Here is a 20,119-nt window from a genome sequence, read left to right on the forward strand (position 1 = left end):
AGGGCCTGTGTGGGCAGACACGGTACCGCCACGCAGCGCGTCTCACCCCAGGAGGACCACGTCGACCTCGGCGCCGGGCTCCACGGAGGTGTCGGTCTCCGGGACGACGATCAGGCAGTCGGCCTGCGCGAGGGCCGCGATCAGGTGGGAGCCGGAGCCGCCGACCGGGGTCACGCTGCCCGCCGCGGCGTCATGGATCCCCCGTAGGAACTGGCGCTTGCCGGCCGGGGACGACAGCGCCTTGTCCGCCTTGAGCGCGGCTCTGGTCTTCGGGCGGTGCACATCCGGCAGACCCATCAGGGTGCGGATCGCGGGCCGGACGAACAGCTCGAAGGACACGTAGCTGGAGACCGGATTGCCGGGCAGGGCCAGCAGCGGGGTGCGGTCGTGGCCGATGGAACCGAAGCCCTGGGGCTTGCCCGGCTGCATCGCGAGCTTGCGGAAGTCGATCCCGCTGCCGGGCGCGTCCTCGTCACCGACCGAGGCGAGCGCCTCCTTGACCACGTCGTACGCCCCGACGCTCACACCGCCCGTGGTCACCAGCAGGTCGGCTCGGATCAGCTGGTCCTCGATGGTGGCGCGCAGCGCCTCGGCGTCGTCGGCGACCGCGCCGACCCGGTAGGAGATCGCGCCGGCGTCGCGGGCGGCGGCCGCCAGGGCGAAGCTGTTGGAGTCGTAGATCTGTCCCTCGGCCAACTTCTCGCCGGGCTGGACCAGTTCGCTGCCGGTCGACAGGACGACGACGCGCGGGCGGGGGCGCACCCGCACGGTGCCGCGGCCGATCGCGGCGAGCAGGCCGATCTGCGGCGGGCCGAGCACGGTGCCCGCGGCGAGCGCGAGATCGCCCGCCTGCACATCGCTGCCGCGGGCCCGCACATGGGCCCCCTCCTGGGCCGGCCGGTGCACCCGGACCTCGCCGCTCGCGCCCTCCGGGGCCTCACCGGCCGGGCGCATCGTGGTGGCGGCCCCGCCTCCGGTGCCGCCGTCGGTCCACTCGACGGGGACGACGGCCTCGGCCCCCGGCGGCAGAGGCGCGCCGGTCATGATGCGCGCGGCCTGGCCGGGGCCGACGGTGGGCAGCCCGCCGCTGCCGGCCGCCAGGTCGCCGATGACGGCGAGCACGGCGGGGAACTCCTCGCTCGCGCCCGCCACATCGGCGACCCGGACCGCGTAGCCGTCCATGGAGCTGTTGTCGAAGGGGGGCAGCGCGACCGGGACCGTGACGTCCTCGACGAGGACACAGCCCTGTGCGTCCGGCAGCTGGAGGTCGATCGGGTCGAGCGGCCGGATCGCGGCGAGGATGTCCTCCAGGTGGTCGTCAACCGACCAGATCGTGCTGCTCACGGTCCTACATCTCCTCGGTCACAAAACTGCGAAGCCAGTCCCGGAACTCCGGGCCCAGGTCTTCACGTTCGCACGCGAGTCTGACAATGGCACGCAGATAGTCGCCACGGTCACCTGTGTCATAGCGACGGCCCTTGAAGATCACGCCGTGCACCGGGCCGCCGGAGGGTCCCGCCTCGTCCACGGAGTGCTCCGCCTCGGCGAGCTTCTGGATCGCGTCGGTGAGCTGGATCTCGTTGCCGCGGCCCGGCTCGGTCCGGCGCAGTATGGCGAAGATCGCGGGGTCGAGGACGTAACGGCCGATGACCGCGAGGTTGCTGGGCGCCTCGGCGGGGTCGGGCTTCTCGACCAGGTCCGTGATCTTCACGACGTCGCTGTCACTCGTGGGCTTGACGGCGGCGCAGCCGTACATGTGGATCTGGGCCGGGTCGACCTCCATCAGCGCGACGACGCTGCCGCCCTCGCGCTCCTGGATCTCGATCATGCGCGCGAGCAGCGGGTCGCGCGGGTCGATCAGGTCGTCGCCCAGGAGGACGGCGAACGGCTGGTCCCCCACGTGCGGCTCGGCGCACAGAACGGCGTGACCGAGGCCGCGCGGGTCGCCCTGGCGCACGTAGTGCATGGTGGCGAGGTCGCTCGACTCCTGCACCCGTGCAAGACGTCCGGCGTCGCCCTTGCGGGAGAGCGCCTCCTCCAGCTCATAGTTGCGGTCGAAGTGGTCCTCGAGGGGGCGCTTGTTGCGACCCGTGATCATCAGGACGTCGGAGAGGCCGGCCGCGACCGCCTCCTCGACGACGTACTGGATCGCGGGCTTGTCGACCACAGGCAGCATCTCTTTGGGAGTGGCTTTCGTGGCAGGCAGGAACCGGGTGCCGAGGCCTGCGGCGGGGATGACAGCCTTGCTGATCCTGGAGTGCGACTGAGTCATGCGGAGCACCATATCCGCTGAATATGGGCGGAAGATGATGCTCCGGTTAACTTCATCCTCATAGAGACGTATACGAGAGGTTTACAGGCGACCAATGGGCAACGAAATGTCCGGAAAGATTGCTCTTCGCGCGGAACTCCTCGGGGCGCGCCGGCTTCTGTCCGCCGACGACGTGAGAGCGGCGGCCGCCGCTCTCGCGCGGCACGCGCTGCTGCTGACCGAGCTGGCCGAGGCCGGCACCGTCGCCGCATACGTCTCCGTCGGGCGTGAACCCGGCACCCGCGCGCTGCTCGACGCCCTGCTCGCGCGCGGCACGAGGGTCCTGCTCCCGGTCCTCCTCCCGGACAACGACCTCGACTGGGGCGTCTACCGCGGCCCCGGACACCTGGTGGCCGCCGGCCGCGGCCTGCTGGAGCCGGACGGTGAGCGGCTGGGCCCCTCTGCCGTCGTCGGCGCCGACGCGGTGCTGCTGCCCGGGCTGGCCGTCGACAGCCAGGGCATGCGGCTGGGCCGCGGGGGCGGCTCGTACGACCGCGTGCTGGCCCGGCTCGCCGCGGCCGGAGCCGATCCCGCCCTCGTCGTGCTCCTCTACGCGAACGAGGTGGTCGCGCAGGTCCCGGTGGAACCGCACGACCACCCCGTCCACGCCGTGGTCACGCCTCAGGGGGTACGCCGCTTCACTCGGCCTGCCCGCCCGGCGGGACGAGCTTGAGCGTGTCGACGGTCGCGGCGTCCACCGCCTGGGCGCCGTAGGCCCAGTCGAGCAGCTTGCCCTCGGCCCACTTGTCGGTCTGATCGGTGTAGTGGGAGCTGTACGCGTGGCCCGACGCCCCGGTCAGATTGATCCACCGGGACTTGTCCCACTCGCCGACCGTGACGACCATCCTCATCGACGGCACCCACACGACGCCGTAGCCGGCCGCCGCGTTCCAGCCGGTGGCGTTGACCGCGGCCTCGCCGCCGCCCAGGTTCCACGGGCCCCGGTTGAGCATGAACTGCAGGAACCCCGGACCCTCGGTGCCCAGCGTCTGATTCTTCAGCGTCAGCTGGTGCAGGCGGCCCCAGCTCCAGCTGGAGGCGTCCTTGCCGAGCTCCGCGGTCAGCTCCCAGCGGGCGTCCTCCATGGCGCGGGCGAGGAGCCCGTCACGGGTGTCGGTCGCCTCGTCCGTACGCGTCTGAGGCGTGCGCCACCACTCGTTGTCCTCGTCCTTGAGCAGCCGGCGCACCACCTCGTACCAGCGGTCGCCGCCGTCGGGCTGCGCGGAATCGCTGTCCCGCTGGCCGCATTCGCGGACGCGCTCGGTCAGGTCGTCGTCCGGCGCGGTGCTGTCGGCGGGCAGCACGTTCAGGCACTCGCCGCTGATCCGGAGCTCCTTGGGGAGCTTGTTGCCGAACGCCAGCCTGAGCACGTTGCGCCACACGGCGTTGAAGTACGCGGCGGCCCCGGAGTCCGGCTCCTGGGTGTAGTCCCAGCCCTCCAGCAGCTTCTGCGCCTCGCGGACATACGGATCGGAGACGTCGATCTTCAGCAGGTAGGGCGTCAGCAGCTTGGCGATCTCGCTGCTGTTGTCCATCTGCATGGTGCGCATGTCCTCGGTGGAGACCTTGCCGCCGCCCCGGATCTTCGACTCGATGAGGTCGTTGATCCGCTGGCTCCGGGCGCCGTAGCCGTAGTCCTCCGTGATCAGGTACGGGTACTTCTTCGCGTCGACGACCGCCTGGTTCGCGGTCACGATGTAGCCGCGCTCCGGGTTGTACTCGTAGGGCAGCTCGTCGAACGCGATGTAGCCGTCCCACTTGTACTTCGGGTCCCAGCCGGGCGCGGGCGTCCGGCCGTCACCCTCGGCCCGCAGCGGTATCTTGCCGGGGGCCTGATAGCCGATGTTGCCCTTGGTGTCGGCGTAGACCAGGTTCTGCGAGGGCACCTCGAAGGCCCGGGCCGCGCGGCGGAAGGACGTGAAGTCCTTGGCCCGGTTGAGCTCGAAGACGGCGTTCATCGACGTGCCGGGCTGCAGGGCCGTCCACTGCAGGGAGACCGCGTAGCCGGTGCCGCGGTCGGGTGCGGCGTTGGACACCGGAGCCCGCTCGCCGACCTTCTCGAGCTCTTCGCTGCGGTCGGAGACCAGCGGGCCGTGCTCCGTGGAGCGGACCGTGATCGTCTTGTCGGATCCACCGGCGACCTTGATGACCTCCGTGCGGGTGGTCAGCTTCTTCTCCCGGCCCCCGACCAGGTAGTGGTCCCCGCTGAGCTTCTCCAGGTAGAGGTCGGTCACGTCGGCGCCGAGGTTGGTGAAGCCCCAGGCGATGTCCTGGTTGTGGCCGATTATCACGCCCGGCATGCCGGAGAAGGTGTAACCCGCGACGTCGAACGAGCAACGGTCGGAGACCGTGCGGCAGTGCAGGCCCATCTGGTACCAGAGGGACGGCAGCTGGGGCGCGAGGTGCGGGTCGTTGGCCAGCAGGGGCTTGCCGGTCGTCGTGTACCTCCCGGCCACGACCCAGGAGTTGGAGCCGATGCCGTTGCCGCTGGGGCCGAGCAGCGCGGGGATCGAGTCGAGGGTGTCGGAGAGCGCGCCCAGCTGGGCGTTCAGCCCCTGGCCGGCTCCGGCCGCGCTGTCCGAACCGCCGCCCGCGCCGTCGAGCGCTCCGCCGCTCCCGCCGGACCCGCTGCCTGCGGCAGCGTCGCCCGCCGAGCCGGACGGCTTGGCGGCCGGGTCGTACGCGGCGGTGGCCGGGTCGATCCCACCCCGCCGCACGATCGGTTCGTTGCGGTCGTAGGGGTAGGGCGGGTACAGGTCGCGGATCTGCTTCTCGCTGAGCCTGCTGGTGAGCAGCGAGCGGTCGATCTCCTCCTGCATGTTGCCGCGCAGGTCCCAGGCCATCGCCTTGAGCCAGGCAACCGAGTCGACCGGCGTCCACGGCTCGGGCTTGTAGTCGTTGCTGAAGGCCAGGGCCGCGTACTCGACCGACAGTTCCTCCGCCGAGCGGCCCTTGAGGTACGCGTTGACGCCGTCCGCGTACGCCTGGAGGTACTTCTTCGTCTCGGGCGAGAGCTTGGTGTCGTACTCCTGCTGCGCCACCCGGCGCCAGCCGAGCGTGCGCAGGAAGGCGTCCGTCTCCACCTGCCCCGAACCGAACATCTCGGAGAGCCGGCCCGCGGTCATGTGGCGGCGGACGTCCATCTCCCAGAAGCGGTCCTGTGCCTGGACGAAGCCCTGGGCGCGGAACAGGTCCTCGTCGCTGTCCGCGTAGATCTGCGGGATGCCGTAGCCGTCGCGCTTGACCTCGACCTGGCCGCCGAGGCCCGCGAGTTCGATCGTGCCAGTGGTGGTGGGGAACGAGGCGCGAACCGTGCTGACGCTCCAGTAGGCCCCGTAACCGACACCCGCGACGAGCGCCAGCACCAGGACGAGCACGAGCAGTCGGGCGCGTCGCCCCTTCTTCTTCTTGGGGGAAGAGGCGGTTGTGTTGGCGGGCATCGCTGTCCTTCGAGGGGCAGGGTGGTCCTGGGAATGCTGAGGCAACTCTAGGCGCAGCGCCCCACCGGCCCCGACGCGGTATCCACAAGGCCGTCCCCGTAGTCGGACATTCGGATCATCCGGCCATCAAGGAAACGTTAAAGATTAGGTAAGGTAACGAAGTGTCGCCGCCGGATACGAAGACCTCCGGCATGACGGCGCGAGGGGAAGGATCGGCCACTGACTGTCCACCAGCTCAACGAACTCCTGCTCATCTGCTCGATCGTCCTGCTCATCGCCGTCGCGGCGGTGCGCATCTCGTCCCGCAGCGGGCTGCCCAGCCTGCTGCTGTACCTCGGGATCGGGATCGCGATGGGCCAGGACGGCCTGCTCGACGTCCAGTTCGACGACGCCGAACTGACGCAGGTGATCGGTTATGCCGCACTTGTGGTGATCCTGGCCGAAGGTGGCCTCGGCACCAAGTGGAAGGAGATCAAACCGGCGCTGCCGGCGGCCGCTGCGCTGTCGACGGTGGGCGTCGCGGTGAGCGTGGGCATCACGGCCGCGGCCGCTCACTACCTCGTCGGCCTGGAGTGGCAACAGGCGCTGATCATCGGCGCGGTCGTGTCGTCCACGGACGCGGCCGCGGTCTTCTCGGTGCTGCGCAAGGTGCCGCTTCCGCCCCGGGTGACAGGCGCCCTGGAGGCCGAGTCCGGTTTCAACGACGCCCCGGTCGTCATTCTGGTGGTGGCCTTCTCCTCGGCCGGCCCGATCGACCACTGGTACACCCTCGTCGGAAAGATCGCGCTGGAGCTGGTGATCGGCGCGCTGGTCGGACTCGCCGTCGGCTGGCTCGGTGCGTTCGGGCTGCGGCACGTCGCGCTGCCCGCGTCCGGCCTCTACCCCATCGCCGTCATGGCCATCGCCGTGGTCGCGTACGCCGCCGGCGCCATGGCGCACGGCAGCGGCTTCCTCGCCGTCTATCTCGCCTCCATGATCCTCGGCAACTCCAAGCTGCCCCACGCGCCCGCGAACCGCGGCTTCGCCGAGGGTCTCGGCTGGATCGCGCAGATCGGCATGTTCGTGCTGCTCGGACTGCTCGTGTCGCCGCACGAGCTTCTGCGGGACTTCTGGCCCGCGGTGGTCGTCGGCCTGATGCTGACCGTGCTCGCCCGGCCGGTGGGCGTCCTCATCAGCCTCATGCCGTTCCGCATCCCGTGGCCGGAGCAGGTGCTGATGTCCTGGGCGGGCCTCCGCGGCGCCGTCCCCATCATTTTCGCGACGATCCCCATGGTCTCCGGCGTCGAGGGCAACGACCGGATCTTCAACATCGTCTTCGTCCTGGTCGTCGTCTACACCCTGGTCCAGGGCCCGACGCTGCCCTGGCTGGCACGGGCCCTGCGGCTCGGCGACTCCTCCGAGGCCGCCGACCTCGGCGTCGAGTCCGCCCCGCTGGAGCGGCTGCGCGGACATCTGCTGTCGGTCGCCGTCCCGGACAGCTCCCGGATGCACGGCGTGGAGGTCGCCGAGCTGCGGCTGCCCTCCGGCTCGGCGGTCACCCTCGTGGTGCGGGAGGGCAAGAGCTTCGTACCGCTCCCGTCGACCGTGCTGCGGCACGGGGACGAGCTGCTGGTCGTGGCCACCGATCCGGTGAGGGACGCCGCGGAGCGGCGGCTGAGGGCCGTCAGCCAGGGCGGAAAGCTGGCCGGCTGGCTCGGCACCGGAGGCGGGTCCCCGTGACGGAGGGCCGCGGGCCGCGCAGCCTTCTGTGCCCAGGAGCTGTTCAAACACAGGAACGGACGGGGTGATCTCTGCCATTTCCCAGGTGGACATGGCGAGAATCCCTGTACCATGAAGGCACACTGATCGACCAACTCTGCCTGACGCAGAGCTGGCGCGACCGTATGGCGGCCGCGGCGTCCCCGGAGTGGGCCCCGGTATCTACCGCAGTTCCGCGCAAGAGGACAGCTCTCGGCGGCTCCCGACACCCAGGGGAGCGCTACCAGGCGGCAGAAAGGCAAGGGGCCGTGGCGTCCACGGTCGCTTCTGACCCGCGTCCTGGTTACGGACAACTGCTCCGCACCCCTGGGGCGTGGACATTCCTGCTCCCCGGTTTCGCTGCCCGGCAGCCCTTCGCGATGCTCACGATCGGCATCGTCCTGCTCGTCCAGCACACGACCGGTTCCTACGGCAGCGCCGGTGCGGTCGCCGCCGTCACCGGTGTCTCGATGGCACTGTTCGCCCCGCAGAGCGGAAAGCTCGCCGACCGCTTCGGCCAGCGCGCGGTCCTGCTGCCCGGCGTCCTGGTGCACACCGTCTCCGTCGCCGCGCTCACGGCGCTGGCGCTCGCGGGCGCGCCGCTGTGGGCCCTGTTCGCCGCCGCGGTGCCCACCGGTGCGTCAGTGCCGCAGATCGGCCCGATGGTGCGGGCCCGCTGGGCCGCCACGCTCCAGGGTTCTCCCCTGATGCAGACCGCCGCCGCCTTCGAGTCGGTCACGGACGAGTTCACGTTCGTGGTCGGCCCGGTCCTCGCCACGGCCCTGTGCACGGGCGTGCACCCCGCCGCCGGCCTGATCGCCGAGGCGGCGCTCACACTGGCGGGCGGCCTGCTGTTCGCGGCCCAGCGCCGCACCCAGCCCGCCCACGGCCACCACAGCGCCGAGGTGCGCGCGGAGCGTGCGTCCGCCCTCTCCGTACCCGGCGTGCGGGTGCTCGCCGTGGCCTTCCTGGGCATCGGAGCGGTCTTCGGCGGCATGCAGGTCTCGCTGACGGCCTTCACCGAGGAGATCGGGCAGCCCGGCATGAACGGTCTGCTCTACGGTCTCTTCGCCGCCGGCAACATGGTGGCCGGCATCGCCGTGGGAGCCATCGCATGGAAGACCGGACCGCGCCGCCGGCTCGTCGTCGGCTACGCGGCGCTCACGGTCGCCGCGTCCCTGCTGTGGACGGTGCACTCCGTGGCCCTTCTCGGTGGGCTCGGCCTGGTCGTCGGCCTGTTCATCGCACCTGCCCTGATCAGCGGCTACACGCTGGTCGAGTCGCTGGTGCCGGCGTCCGCCCGCACCGAGGCCTTCACCTGGCTGACGGGCGCGGTGGCGCTCGGGCAGGCGGCGGCCGTGACGGTGGCCGGGCGGCTTGCCGACGGCTACGGCGCGAGCGCCGGATTCGTCGTCCCGCTCGTGGGCACGGGGCTCGCGCTGGCCACCCTGCTGGCATTGCGATCGCGGCTCGCGCCGATGGCCGCCGGACTGGTGGCCGCACGTGGGATCGGTCACCGAGTGCCGGTGACGGTGGACTGATCCAGCGGAATACGTCACTATGGATCGTCGTTAGCACTCATCGAGTGAGAGTGCCAGGAGGAAGACAAGTGCCGACCTACCAGTACCAGTGCACCGAATGCGGCGAGGGCCTCGAGGCGGTGCAGAAGTTCACCGACGACGCCCTGACCGTGTGCCCGAGCTGCGACGGACGCCTCAAGAAGGTGTTCTCGGCGGTCGGCATCGTCTTCAAGGGCTCCGGCTTCTACCGCAACGACAGCCGTGGCTCGTCGTCGAGCAGCTCGCCTGCCTCGTCGAGCTCGAAGTCGTCCGAGTCGAAGTCGTCGATCGCGGCCTCCTCGTCGAGCTCGGCCTCGTCGTCCTCGACGAGCACCTCGAGCGCCTCCGGCTCCGCCGCCTGATCCCCATGATTTGCCGACCCCGCCGTGGCAGTGGCCACGGCGGGGTTCTTGGCGTTTTCGGGTCCGGCTACTGTGACCGCCATGGCGACCCACGCGCACCCGAACGCAGGCCCCGACAGCGGTTCCGGTTCTCCTGCTCCTGACGGCTCCGGCTCCGTCCGCGCCGAGATCGGCGTGATCGGCGGCTCCGGCTTCTACTCCTTCCTGGACGACGTCACCGAGATCCAGGTCGACACCCCCTACGGCGCTCCCAGCGACTCGCTCTTCCTCGGGGAGATCTCCGGCCGCAAGGTGGCCTTCCTGCCCCGCCACGGCCGTGGCCACCACCTGCCGCCGCACCGCATCAATTACCGGGCCAACCTCTGGGCGCTGCGGTCGGTGGGGGTGCGCCAGGTGCTCGGACCGTGCGCGGTGGGCGGCCTGCGGCCGGAGTACGGCCCCGGCACCCTGCTCGTGCCCGACCAGTTCGTGGACCGTACGAAGTCCCGGCCCCAGACGTACTTCGACGGGCTGCCCCTGCCGTCCGGCGAGGTGCCGAACGTGGTGCACGTCTCGCCCGCCGACCCGTACTGCCCGCGGGGGCGCAAGGCGGCCCTGGAGGCGGCACGAGGACGCGACTGGGAGCCCGTGGACGGCGGCACGCTGGTGGTCGTCGAGGGGCCGCGCTTCTCGACCCGTGCCGAGTCGCGCTGGCACGCCGCGATGGGCTGGTCGGTGGTCGGCATGACCGGGCACCCCGAGGCGGTGCTCGCCCGGGAACTGGAGCTCTGCTACACGACGCTGACCCTGGTCACGGACCTGGACGCGGGGGCGGAGGCGGGCGAGGGCGTCTCCCACGAAGCGGTCCTGAAGGTGTTCGCCGCCAATGTGGACCGGCTGCGGACCGTGCTGTTCGACGCGGTGGCCGCACTGCCGGCGAACGAGGACCGCGACTGCACGTGCGGGAACGCGCTGGCCGGGCTCGATCCGGGCATCAAGCTGCCGTAACCACCCTCAGGGGTGGCCGAGTTGTCCACAAGCCGGGGACTGTCCACAGGCCTCAGCGGGGTGGGGCCGAAAAGTGGATCGTGGGGAGCGGTCGGACACGGGCAGCAGGCCCGGTCCACGCCTCATGACAGGCGGTGCTCGGCATGTCGCTGTACTCCTCTTCCGGTTCCGGTCACTCTTCGCCCCGCGGTCCCGGCTCCCTCGACGACCCCGGGCCCTCACCCACCGGCGCAGGCACCACTTCCGCTCCCGGCTCCCTCACCGACCCCGCGACGCCGCCGGCCTCGTCCGCCGGCCGGGCGTCGCGGATGTCGGCCGTGCCGCCTTCGCCGGACGCGTCGCCGGAATCGCCGGACGCCCCGTCGGCTCCGGTGACGACATGGGTGACCCCTCCGATGCCTCCTCCGTTCGCCCTCCCGCCGGCCGCTCGGTTCGGCGTCCCGGCCGATTTCACCGTGGGATCGTCACCGGCTCCGGAGCCCCTGGGCGTGCCGCAGTTCGCACCGCTGCGGGTCCGCGGCAGCAGCCGTCGGCTGCGGCGGGCGCTGCGCAGGCAGCGGCGCGCGATGGCTGCCGGGCTGGCGGTGACGGCAGCGGCGCTGGCCGCGTCGAGCGCGCGGGGCCCGGACGATCCGGGCGGCCGGTCCGGGCCGCATGGCCAAGGAGTCCCGGAGACAGGTGCCTTGGCGGCCGCGGCACCGGCGCGTGAGCATCGCCGACCCGATGACGTTCTGGTGTCGGCTCCCGTACGGATCGCCGACGCCGCGACGGTCCGGCTGCTGCGCCCTGGAGACCGGGTCGATGTGATCGCCGCCGCCGATTCACCCCCGGGAGAGGAGCCGTCCGCGAAGGTCGTGGCCTCCGGCGTCCGGGTTGCCGCGATCCCGCGAGCGGGCGAGGACCCGGTGGGCGACGGCGCCTTGATCGTGCTGTCCGTGCCGCGGACCACCGCCGCCGCGCTGGCCGGAGCCGGGGCGACGTCCCGACTGGCGGTGACCGTGTGCTGACGTTCGCCCAGCCGACTCGTACTGACGTGTCGTCAGGTCACAGGTTCGCAGGTGCGGATTGGACAGGGCGACCGGGGACTGCCGTAAGTTGCGCACCTGTCCCCCTCCCCAACCGCACATGCGAAAAGAGGCTCATTCGTGAGCGAGAAGAAGCCGAGTCTGCTCGAGGGCTTCAAGGCCTTCCTGATGCGTGGCAACGTGATCGACCTGGCGGTCGCCGTCGTCATCGGTGCCGCGTTCACCAACATCGTCAACGCTGTGGTGAAGGGCGTCATCAACCCGCTCGTGGGAGCGTTCGGCACGAAGAACCTGGACTCCTACAGCTCTTGTCTGAAGGACCCGTGCAGGGTCGTCGACGGCGAGATGCAGGGCATCCAGATCATGTGGGGATCGGTGCTCGGCGCCACCCTGCAGTTCCTGATCACCGCGGCCGTCGTGTACTTCCTGATGGTGCTGCCCATGGCGAAATACCTGGCACGCCGCGAGGCGCAGCGCAAGGCGAAGGAAGGCGCGCACGAGACACTGGAGGTCACGGAGCTGGAGGTGCTGAAGGAGATCCGCGACGCTTTGGTCGCCCAGCGCGGCGGGGGTGCCGGGGGTCCGGCAGGGTCTTCGGCTCCCGGCGACCGAGGCTAGACACCGCACGGACCACGAGCCCCGAGGCTCAGATGTGGTGGGGCGGCTTCTCGTCCAGGAAGCGCGCCAGGTCAGCGGCGCTGTCGCCGCTGACGGGAGGCCGCTCGCCCCACCCGCGGTCCGTATCGTCCGAGGACTGCTGGTCCATCGGATCGTCGAAGATCAGCTCCGGCTTGGAGTGCTGCCGACCGGGCTGCTTCGCATCTCGCGGTCCGGGGGCGGGGGCGGTGCTCATACATCCAGGGTAAGACGGCCGGGGCCCCTCAGGTCAACGGTCTCTGGGGTCCAACGACCAGGCCACAGGAAGTCCGAGGCGGCGGGGATCACCAGCACGGCCGCGATCTCCAGGCCGGCGGGAGGTGATGAGCGCGGCGAGGACGCAGCCCCGGAAGATCAACTGGCGGGAGGCCCGGCGTGCAGGGCAGCGGGCCCCGAGGCAGGAGCTGCCCCGCCGGCGGCACGCCAGGGCGGTGCGGGGGGCACCGGTGGCACGGGCAGCGGCTCGGCCGGGGGCACCGACGGCTTCGCCGGTACGGCGGGGGCTTCCGGTGGCTCGGTCACGAAGCCACGCTAAGGGCGGTTTGTGCCACCGAGCCCGTTTTGCTGGACAGGAGTGTGAAGGGGGCTTCGACAGATGACCGACTGGCCGGATGGACCGGCTCGCGCGTCCGGCCGCCGACGAGCGACCGTTCTGCTGTGCTTTGCCCATGATGTCCACACCTGCTGCCGGCAACGGGTCCGCTCACCACCACCACTCCAGGCCGCTGCGGCGGATGACGGCCCGCAGCCGGGACGAGAGCCACCGCACCGTGACACCACTGGAGCTCTTCTTCGACCTGTGCTTCGTCGTCGCCGTCGCTCAGGCCGGGGGGTCCAGCTGGTGCACGCGGTCGCCGAGGACCACGCGGCGACGGGAGTCGTCGGTTACGTGTACGTGTTCTTCGGCGTGTGGTGGGCGTGGATGAACTTCACCTGGTTCGCCTCCGCCTACGACTGCGACGACGTGCCGTACCGGATCGCCACCTTCGTCCAGATCTCCGGCGTCCTCGTCTACGCGGCCGGCGTACCGCGCGCCTTCGTCGACAACGACTGGACCGTCGCCGTCATCGGCTATGTGCTGATGCGCGTGGCGCTGACCGCCCAGTGGCTGCGTGCCGCCGCCTCCGAGCCGTCGGGCCCCGCGCGGCGGACCGCCGTGCGGTACGCGGTGGGCCTGGTGCTCTGCCAGGCCGGGTGGTCCACGCTGCTGGCCGCTCCGGAGGGCTCGCGGCGCTGGCTGTTCCTGGTCTTCGTGGTGGCCGAGCTGCTCGTCCCCGTGATCGCCGAGCGGGACCACCAGACGGCCTGGCACCCGCATCACATCGTGGAACGGTACGGACTGTTCACGCTCATCGTCCTCGGCGAGACCATGTACGCGGCCACCACCGCGGTCCAGTCCGCGCTCGACGAGAACGACGCCCTCGGCGAGCTGCTGCCCATCGCCGGCGGCGGGCTGCTGATCGTCTTCGCCGCGTGGTGGATCTACTTCGCCGTCCCGGCGCACGAGCGGCTGGGGTCCAACCGCCAGGCGATCCCCTGGGGTTACGGCCACCTGTTGATCTTCGCCTCGGCGGCCGCGGTCGGCGCGGGGCTGGAGGTCGCGGTGGAGGAGGCGGTCGGCAAGGCGCACGTGTCGGTCACCGCCGCGTCGGCGGCGGTGACCATCCCGGCCGCGACGTTCTTCGCGACGGTGTGGCTGCTGCACGCCCGTTACTTCAAGAGCGGCGCGGCGCAGCAGCTGTTTGCTGCCGGCCGGCGCGGCGGCGATGCTGGCGTGCACGTTCGCGGGCCACTGGGCCGTGTTCGCAGCCGGGCTGGTCGCGGCCGCGACGGTCACTGTCGGCGTGACGCTGGCCGCCCGCCCGCCGCACCGCGCGACCGCCGGTTGACCAACTACGGTGGGTGTCATGGGCGTCGACGAACTCAGCGGACCGGGAGCCGACCTCGGCTCGGGCAGCGGCGGGCTGACGGATGTGGCCGGTCTGCGTGTCGGGCATGCGCGCGTCCCGGGTGAGCGGGCACTCAGCGGCACCACCGTCGTGCTCGCGCCGCCAGGTGGCGTGGTCGCCGCCGTCGACGTACGCGGCGGCGGGCCCGGCACCCGGGAGACGGACGCGCTCGACCCGCGCAACCTCGTCCAGCGCATCGAGGCCGTCGTCCTGACGGGCGGCAGTGCCTACGGGCTCGAGTCCGCCGCCGGTGTGATGGCGTGGCTGGAGGAGCAGGGCCGGGGCGTACGGGTGGGGCCGGACCCCTCGCAGGTCGTTCCCGTCGTGCCGGCCGCCTGCGTCTTCGATCTCGGCCGCGGCGGCGACTGGCGCGCCCGGCCGGACGCCTCGACCGGACGGGCCGCCGTGGAGGCCGCGGCGGCGAGCCCGGACGGCGCCCCGGTCGCCGAGGGCGCGGTGGGCGCGGGGACGGGTGCGGTGATCGGCCGGTTCAAGGGCGGCGTCGGCACCGCGAGTTGTGTGCTGGAGTCGGGGATCACCGTGGCGGCACTCGTCGTCGCGAACGCGGTCGGCTCGGCGGTCGACCCGCGCAACGGCGCACTCTACGGCGCGTACGGCAACGAACGCGCCACCGAACCGGAGCCCGCCGTGCACGCGGCGGCCCAGTCGCGGCTGGCCGAGGCGGGCGCGAAGAACGGGCCTGCTCCGCTGAACACGACCCTCGCCGTCGTCGCCACCGACGCCGACCTGACCCGCGCCCAGGCCCACAAACTCGCCGGCACCTCGCACGACGGCATCGCGCGCGCCGTACGGCCGGTGCACCTGCTCAACGACGGCGACACCGTGTTCGCCCTGGCCACAGGCGCGAGGGCCCTGGACAAGGACGACCCGCTCGCCCTCAACGACATCCTGGCCGCGGGCGCGGACATGGTGACCCGCGCGATCGTGAGTGCCGTGCGGGCGGCCGACGGCGTCGACGGACCCGGCGGCGTCTTCCCCTCGTACCGGGAGCTGTACGGCACCGACTGACGGGGCCGCGAGGCCAGTTGGAGGGTCGGTACCGGAACGGGAACTCCGGCCGCCCGGCCCTTCGTTTTACCCGAACCCGGAACGCGTTGTCAGACCCAAGCACTACGTTTAGCAACCAGCAAGTGACGTGTGGCGACGGCCTGGAGACCCCTCTTGAACGATCCGATCGATCCGTACGAGACAACCGAGACGCACCTCGAGCGACTCCTGGGTCGGGCGCTCAACTCCTTCGATCTGCCCGACGCGACGGTCGAGCGGCTCGGATCGGCGCTGACCCATGCCAGTTCCCTGCACTCCTCCCACCACGAGGCGGGCCTGCACCGGGCGACGTACCGCCATACGTACCTGCTCGGCGACGGCAGTTCGCTCACCCTGTGGGAGCTCGTCCACAGCAACGGCAAGGACGGCGGCACGGGACGCGACGGCGCCGAGGCCAGGGCGCAGTACGAGCTCTACGCGGACGAGGCCGACGCCCGGCTCGCCGCGTCCCGCCTCCCGGCCGGCTTCCCCGGCTTCGCCGAGGACGGCTCCGGCCCCGGCTTCTGCCTGGACGCCGACCTGGAGCTCCTCGCCTCCCTGATGACGCCGCCCCCGCCGCCGCCCCCGCCGATGTACGTCCCCGACGACTCGGCCGACCACGCGCGCCGCGTGCTGCGCCGCGCGGAGAACGACAACCGGCCCGGCGAGGAGACCGCGCGCCGGCTGCGGGCGGCGTTCGCGCACCACATCACGCAGGTCTTCGGGCGACAGTTCCGGGTGGCGGGCAAGGACGCCGGTTTCACGCTGTACGAGCACGCTTTCCTGCTGCTCGACGGCACGGAGACCAGCCTGTGGGAGGTCGAGCACACCGCGACGCCCGACGGCCGCCACATGTGCGAGGTCTACGAGGCGGAGCACGCCGCGCGCGAAGCGATGGAGCTTCGCGCGCGGGTGCGGTAGCGGCGGCCCGGCTCAGGCGGCGACGGACACCTTCCCCGCCGACGTCGCCTCGGCGGGCGCGGCGGACGTATCCGGCTTCCGTGCGCCCTTGAGCAGGATCACCAGACCGGTGCTGACCAGCGTGCCCACGACGATGGCGAGCAGGTAGAGGAACGGGTTGCCGATCAGCGGCACGACGAAGACGCCGCCGTGCGGGGCCCGCAGCGTGCACTCGAAGAGCATCGACAGCGCGCCGGTGACCGCGCCGCCCACCATTGCGGACGGAATGACCCGCAGCGGGTCGGCCGCGGCGAACGGAATGGCGCCCTCGGTGATGAACGAAGCACCCAGCACCCAGGCTGCCTTGCCGTTCTCGCGCTCGGCCTTCGTGAAGAGCCGGCTGCGCACGACCGTCGCCAGCGCCATGGCGAGCGGCGGCACCATGCCCGCGGCCATCACGGCGGCCATGACCTTCAGCGAACCCTCCGTCGGGTTGGCGAGGCCGCCGACCGCGAAGGCGTAGGCGACCTTGTTCAGCGGGCCGCCGAGGTCGAAGCACATCATCAGGCCGAGCAGGGCGCCCAGGATGACGGCGTTCGCCCCGGAGAGGCCGGACAGCCAGTCGGTCAGCGCCTGCTGGAGTTCGGCGACGGGCTTGCCGACGACAAGGAACATCAGGAAGCCGACCACGGCCGAGGAGATCAACGGGATCACGACCACCGGCATGATGCCGCGCAGTGGCTTGGGCACCTTGAGGCGTTGGATGGTCATGACCGTGAAGCCCGCGAGCAGACCGGCGATCAGTCCGCCGAGGAAGCCGGCTTCGATGGTCAGTGCGACGGCGCCGCCGACGAAGCCGGGGACGAGACCGGGCCGGTCGGCCATGCCGTACGCGATGTACCCGGCGAGCACGGGCACGAGGAAGCTGAACGCCAGCCCGCCGACCTGGAACAGCAGTGCGGCCCAGCTCGTGTGGTCGGCCCAGGCGAAGTGCTCGGCCACGGACTTGGCGTCGGCGATCTCGTAGCCACCGAGCGCGAAGCCCAGAGCGATGAGCAGACCGCCCGCCGCGACGAACGGCACCATGTAACTGACGCCGGACATGAGCCACTTGCGGAGCTTGGTGCCGTAGCCCTCGCCGGGTTCACCCGCCCTGTCCACGGGGGCTGCCGTCCGCGCGGCCGAGGTGACCTCGCCGCGCTCGGCCTTGCCGCGGACCTCGGCGATCAGTTCGGCGGCCCGGTTGATGCCGGCCTTCACGCCGACGTCCACGGTGGGCTTGCCGGCGAAGCGCTCCTTGTCCCGGACGGGCACGTCGTGCGCGAAGATCACACCGTCGGCCGCCGCGATGATCTCGGGGTCGAGCCGGGCGAACCCGGCGGAGCCCTGCGTCTCGACGACCACCTCGACGCCCGCGGCACCACCGGCCTTCTCCAGGGCCTCGGCCGCCATGTAGGTGTGGGCGATGCCGGTGGGGCAGGAGGTGACGGCAACGACACGGAACGGGCCGCGCGGCTCGGCACCGGTGGCCGACCCGTCGTCCGCCCCGGTGGCGGTGGCGTCCGTTGTCCCCGGGCCCCCGGCGGACACGTCGGCAACCGGCGCGGCAGCGGCCGGGGCCGGCGCTTCCGCGTCGCTCGTACCGGCAGCGGACACGTCCGAGCCCGCGTCGGACGGGCCCGCCGCGGCACCGCCCTCCGGCGACGCCGCGTGAGCCGCCGCCTCCACGACCGCCGCCTCCGCCGGAGCCGGTGCCGGTGCTGGTGCCGGTGCGTCGCCGCGGATCAGGGACGCCGCTGCCGACCGGTCCGTCGACGTGCGCAGTGCGCCCGTGAAGGACTCGTCCATCAGGCGGCGAGCCAGCGACGACAGGATCGTCAGGTGGGCGTCGTCCGCGCCCGCCGGTGCGGCGATCAGGAAGATCAGGTCCGCGGGCCCGTCCGGCGCGCCGAAGTCGATGCCCGCCGCGCTGCGGCCGAACGCCAGCGTCGGCTCGGTGACGTGCGTGCTGCGGCAGTGCGGGATGCCGATGCCACCGTCCAGGCCGGTCGGCATCTGCGCCTCGCGCGCCGCCACGTCGGCGAGGAAGCCGTCGAGGTCGGTGATCCGGCCGAGCGCCCTCATCCGTTCGGCCAGCGAACGGGCCGCCGCTTCCTTCGTCGTTGCGGCCAGGTCGAGGTCGACCAGGTCCGCGGTGATCATGTCGCTCATCGCGGGCTCCCTTGTTCGGTGAGGGCTCGGTCCAGGGGGATGTCCGCGGTCACGGTGACCGCGGACGGGTCGAGGTCGGCGGGGGCGGGCATCACGCTGCCCGGCAGCTGCACCGCCGCCGCGCCGTGGGCGACCGCCGACGCCAGTGCGCCGCGGCCGTCCCCGCCCGCGGCGAGGAATCCGGCAAGGGAGGCGTCCCCCGCACCGACGTTGCTGCGCACGGCGCTCACGGCCGCCGATCCGAAGTACGTGCCCGCCTCCGAGACGAGCAACTGGCCGTCGGCGCCCAGGCTTGCGAGCACCGAGCGGGCGCCGAGCGCGAGCAGTTCCTCCGCCGCCTTGACCGCTTCCCCGACGGTGAGCAGCGGGCGGCCCACGGCCGCGGCGAGTTCGTCGGCGTTCGGCTTGACGACGTCGGGGCGTGCGGACAGCGACGCGAGCAGCGACGGCCCCGACGTGTCGAGGGCGACGCGGGCGCCGGCGGCGTGCGCGCGGGCGACCAGTTCGGCGTACCACTCGGGCCCGAGGCCGCGCGGCAGGCTGCCGCAGCACGCGATCCAGTCCGCCGACTCGGAGTGCCTGCGGACCGAGGCGAGCAGCAGCGCCGATTCGACGGGGCTCAGCTCGGGACCGGGAGCGTTGATCTTGGTGAGGGTGCCGTCCGGTTCGGCGACGGCGATGTTCGAGCGGGTGTGCCCGGCCACCGGCACGGACACGACCTCGATGCCCTGACCCGCGAGCAGGTCGGCGACAAGGGCGCCTGGCGCGCCGCCGAGCGGCATGACCGCGACCGTGCGGTGCCCGGCAGCGGCGACGGCCCGCGACACGTTGACGCCCTTGCCGCCCGGGTCCATCCGCTCGCCGGTGGCACGCAGCACCTCGCCGCGGTCCAGCGATGGGACGTCGTAGGTGCGGTCCAGCGACGGGTTCGGGGTGACGGTCAGAATCATGCGCGTACGACTTCCGTGCCCGCGGCCTCGATGGCCGCGGCGTCCTCCGGGGCGAGCCCGCTGTCGGTGATGAGCAGGTCGACGTCCGAGAGGTCGCCGAACCGTGCGAAGTGCTCCTGTCCGTGCTTGGCCGAGTCGGCGAGCAGGACGACGCGGCGCGCCGCTGCGATCTGGGCGCGTTTGACGGCGGCCTCCGCCAGGTCGGGGGTGGTCAGGCCGCCGTCCGCCGAGTACCCGTTCGCGCCGAGGAAGACGACGTCGGCGTGGATCTCGCCGTACGCCCGCAGCGCCCAGGCGTCGACGGCCGCGCGCGTACGGTGCCGTACGCGGCCGCCGACCAGGTGGAGGTCGATGCCGGGGTGGTCGGCGAGACGCGCGGCGACGGGCAGGGCGTGGGTCACGACGGTGAGCGAACGGTCCAGGGGAAACGCGGCGGCGAGCCGGCCGACCGTGGATCCGGCGTCGAGGATCACGCTGCCCTCCTCGGGCAGTTCGCCCAGGGCGGCCTGGGCGATGCGGTCCTTCTCGTCGGCGGCGGTGGACTCCCGCTCGGCGAGGTCGGGCTCGAAGTCGAGCCGCCCGGCCGGGATCGCCCCTCCGTGCACCCTCCGGACCAGCCCGGCGCGGTCCAGGGACTTGAGGTCTCGCCGGATGGTCTCGGCGGTCACCTGGAACGACTCGGCGAGCGACAGGACGTCGACGCGTCCGCCGTCCCGGGCGAGCCGCAGGATCTCCTGTTGGCGCTCCGCTGCGTACATGTGGCTCTACATCCGATCCATGCCCGAACCTGTGGTTTCACGTCGCAGGCTACGCCCGGATTTCCGCAAAGTAAACAGACTCGGGCATTCGTCTCCACACAGCCGGACATCCGGTCGTCGATCGTGCCGAAGAAGACCACCGACACCAGGCCGAGACCGAGCGCGTTGCCCATCTGGCCGGTCGTGTTGATCAGGCCCGACGCCGAACCGGCGTGCTCGCGCGGCA

General features: G+C 71.8%; 16 protein-coding genes and 1 pseudogene. 10 read left to right on the top strand and 7 right to left on the bottom strand.

From position 1 onward, the window contains the following. Positions 1–42: 42 nt before the first annotated feature. Complete coding sequence (gene glp / locus ACLB9X_RS31425; protein ID WP_410363827.1) at positions 43–1,344, bottom strand: gephyrin-like molybdotransferase Glp; 1,302 nt, start codon at positions 1,342–1,344, stop codon at positions 43–45. Positions 1,345–1,348: 4 nt separating this feature from the next. Beyond that, positions 1,349–2,272, bottom strand: coding sequence for a UTP--glucose-1-phosphate uridylyltransferase GalU (gene galU, locus ACLB9X_RS31430; protein ID WP_410363828.1), 924 nt, complete (start codon positions 2,270–2,272; stop codon positions 1,349–1,351). A 94-nt stretch (positions 2,273–2,366) separates the two neighbouring features. Here galU and ACLB9X_RS31435 point away from each other — a divergent pair, with 94 nt between their 5' ends. Beyond that, positions 2,367–2,984, top strand: a complete 618-nt coding sequence (locus tag ACLB9X_RS31435) for a 5-formyltetrahydrofolate cyclo-ligase (RefSeq protein WP_410363829.1) — start codon at positions 2,367–2,369, stop codon at positions 2,982–2,984. Here the strand turns inward: ACLB9X_RS31435 and ACLB9X_RS31440 are convergent. Continuing rightward, positions 2,950–5,751, bottom strand: coding sequence for a penicillin acylase family protein (locus ACLB9X_RS31440; RefSeq protein WP_410363830.1), 2,802 nt, complete (start codon positions 5,749–5,751; stop codon positions 2,950–2,952). The two genes, ACLB9X_RS31435 and ACLB9X_RS31440, sit on opposite strands and share 35 nt — an antisense overlap. Positions 5,752–5,970: 219 nt before the next feature. On the opposite strand from ACLB9X_RS31440, the gene ACLB9X_RS31445 reads away from it, so the two are divergent. From ACLB9X_RS31445 to mscL, 6 genes are all read left to right on the top strand, one after another. Further along, positions 5,971–7,470 carry a potassium/proton antiporter gene (locus ACLB9X_RS31445; protein ID WP_410363846.1) on the top strand — a complete coding sequence of 500 codons (1,500 nt, stop codon included), beginning with the start codon at positions 5,971–5,973 and terminating at the stop codon, positions 7,468–7,470. A gap of 287 nt (positions 7,471–7,757) precedes the next feature. Then, positions 7,758–9,029, top strand: coding sequence for an MFS transporter (locus tag ACLB9X_RS31450; RefSeq protein ID WP_410363831.1), 1,272 nt, complete (start codon positions 7,758–7,760; stop codon positions 9,027–9,029). Between the two features lie 68 nt (positions 9,030–9,097). Continuing rightward, positions 9,098–9,409, top strand: a complete 312-nt coding sequence (locus tag ACLB9X_RS31455) for an FmdB family zinc ribbon protein (RefSeq protein ID WP_410363832.1) — start codon at positions 9,098–9,100, stop codon at positions 9,407–9,409. A gap of 81 nt (positions 9,410–9,490) precedes the next feature. Next, a complete protein-coding gene (locus tag ACLB9X_RS31460; RefSeq protein WP_410363833.1) occupies positions 9,491–10,396 on the top strand; it encodes an S-methyl-5'-thioadenosine phosphorylase in 906 nt (301 codons plus the stop codon). Positions 10,397–10,884: 488 nt separating this feature from the next. Beyond that, entirely contained in the window at positions 10,885–11,403 is a 519-nt protein-coding gene (locus ACLB9X_RS31465; RefSeq protein WP_410363834.1) for an RcpC/CpaB family pilus assembly protein, read from the top strand. 138 nt (positions 11,404–11,541) lie between these two features. Beyond that, positions 11,542–12,039: a large conductance mechanosensitive channel protein MscL gene (mscL, locus tag ACLB9X_RS31470; protein WP_410363835.1), complete on the top strand. Its 498-nt coding sequence runs from the start codon at positions 11,542–11,544 to the stop codon at positions 12,037–12,039. Between the two features lie 28 nt (positions 12,040–12,067). Here the strand turns inward: mscL and ACLB9X_RS31475 are convergent, their stop codons facing one another. Then, complete coding sequence (locus ACLB9X_RS31475; protein WP_410363836.1) at positions 12,068–12,274, bottom strand: hypothetical protein; 207 nt, start codon at positions 12,272–12,274, stop codon at positions 12,068–12,070. 472 nt (positions 12,275–12,746) lie between these two features. Between ACLB9X_RS31475 and ACLB9X_RS31480 the strand changes: the two are divergent. The 3 genes and pseudogenes from ACLB9X_RS31480 to ACLB9X_RS31490 all read left to right on the top strand — a co-directional run bounded on the left by ACLB9X_RS31480 (position 12,747) and on the right by ACLB9X_RS31490 (position 15,995). Beyond that, a pseudogene (locus ACLB9X_RS31480) lies at positions 12,747–13,967 on the top strand (low temperature requirement protein A). Positions 13,968–13,985: 18 nt separating this feature from the next. Beyond that, complete coding sequence (locus tag ACLB9X_RS31485) at positions 13,986–15,056, top strand: P1 family peptidase (protein ID WP_410363837.1); 1,071 nt, start codon at positions 13,986–13,988, stop codon at positions 15,054–15,056. Between the two features lie 153 nt (positions 15,057–15,209). Next, entirely contained in the window at positions 15,210–15,995 is a 786-nt protein-coding gene (locus ACLB9X_RS31490) for a DUF6227 family protein (protein ID WP_410363838.1), read from the top strand. A 12-nt stretch (positions 15,996–16,007) separates the two neighbouring features. On the opposite strand, the gene ACLB9X_RS31495 is transcribed toward ACLB9X_RS31490, so the two are convergent. The 3 genes from ACLB9X_RS31495 to ACLB9X_RS31505 are packed head-to-tail and all read right to left on the bottom strand — an operon-like array spanning position 16,008 to position 19,893. Beyond that, complete coding sequence (locus ACLB9X_RS31495; RefSeq protein WP_410363839.1) at positions 16,008–18,185, bottom strand: fructose-specific PTS transporter subunit EIIC; 2,178 nt, start codon at positions 18,183–18,185, stop codon at positions 16,008–16,010. After that, a complete protein-coding gene (gene pfkB / locus ACLB9X_RS31500; protein WP_410363840.1) occupies positions 18,182–19,135 on the bottom strand; it encodes a 1-phosphofructokinase in 954 nt (317 codons plus the stop codon). Before pfkB ends, ACLB9X_RS31495 begins: the two co-directional genes overlap by 4 nt. Next, the gene (locus tag ACLB9X_RS31505; RefSeq protein WP_410363841.1) at positions 19,132–19,893 is read right to left on the bottom strand and encodes a DeoR/GlpR family DNA-binding transcription regulator; all 762 of its coding nucleotides are present in this window, start codon (positions 19,891–19,893) and stop codon (positions 19,132–19,134) included. The genes pfkB and ACLB9X_RS31505 overlap by 4 nt, the downstream gene beginning before the upstream one ends. Positions 19,894–20,119: the final 226 nt, after the last annotated feature.

The organism is Streptomyces sp. 5K101 (genome assembly GCF_046506645.1).
In the GTDB taxonomy this organism is placed as follows: domain Bacteria; phylum Actinomycetota; class Actinomycetes; order Streptomycetales; family Streptomycetaceae; genus Streptomyces.

Bases quoted from the DNA above. Each gene is read 5' to 3' on its own strand.
- ACLB9X_RS31460 (WP_410363833.1), top strand. From the start codon at position 9,491: ATGGCGACCCACGCGCACCCGAACGCAGGCCCCGACAGCGGTTCCGGT.
- ACLB9X_RS31505 (WP_410363841.1), bottom strand. From the start codon at position 19,893: ATGTACGCAGCGGAGCGCCAACAGGAGATCCTGCGGCTCGCCCGGGAC.
- ACLB9X_RS31440 (WP_410363830.1), bottom strand. From the start codon at position 5,751: ATGCCCGCCAACACAACCGCCTCTTCCCCCAAGAAGAAGAAGGGGCGA.
- galU (WP_410363828.1), bottom strand. From the start codon at position 2,272: ATGACTCAGTCGCACTCCAGGATCAGCAAGGCTGTCATCCCCGCCGCA.
- ACLB9X_RS31485 (WP_410363837.1), top strand. From the start codon at position 13,986: ATGGGCGTCGACGAACTCAGCGGACCGGGAGCCGACCTCGGCTCGGGC.
- ACLB9X_RS31475 (WP_410363836.1), bottom strand. From the start codon at position 12,274: ATGAGCACCGCCCCCGCCCCCGGACCGCGAGATGCGAAGCAGCCCGGT.
- pfkB (WP_410363840.1), bottom strand. From the start codon at position 19,135: ATGATTCTGACCGTCACCCCGAACCCGTCGCTGGACCGCACCTACGAC.
- ACLB9X_RS31495 (WP_410363839.1), bottom strand. From the start codon at position 18,185: ATGAGCGACATGATCACCGCGGACCTGGTCGACCTCGACCTGGCCGCA.
- ACLB9X_RS31435 (WP_410363829.1), top strand. From the start codon at position 2,367: ATGGGCAACGAAATGTCCGGAAAGATTGCTCTTCGCGCGGAACTCCTC.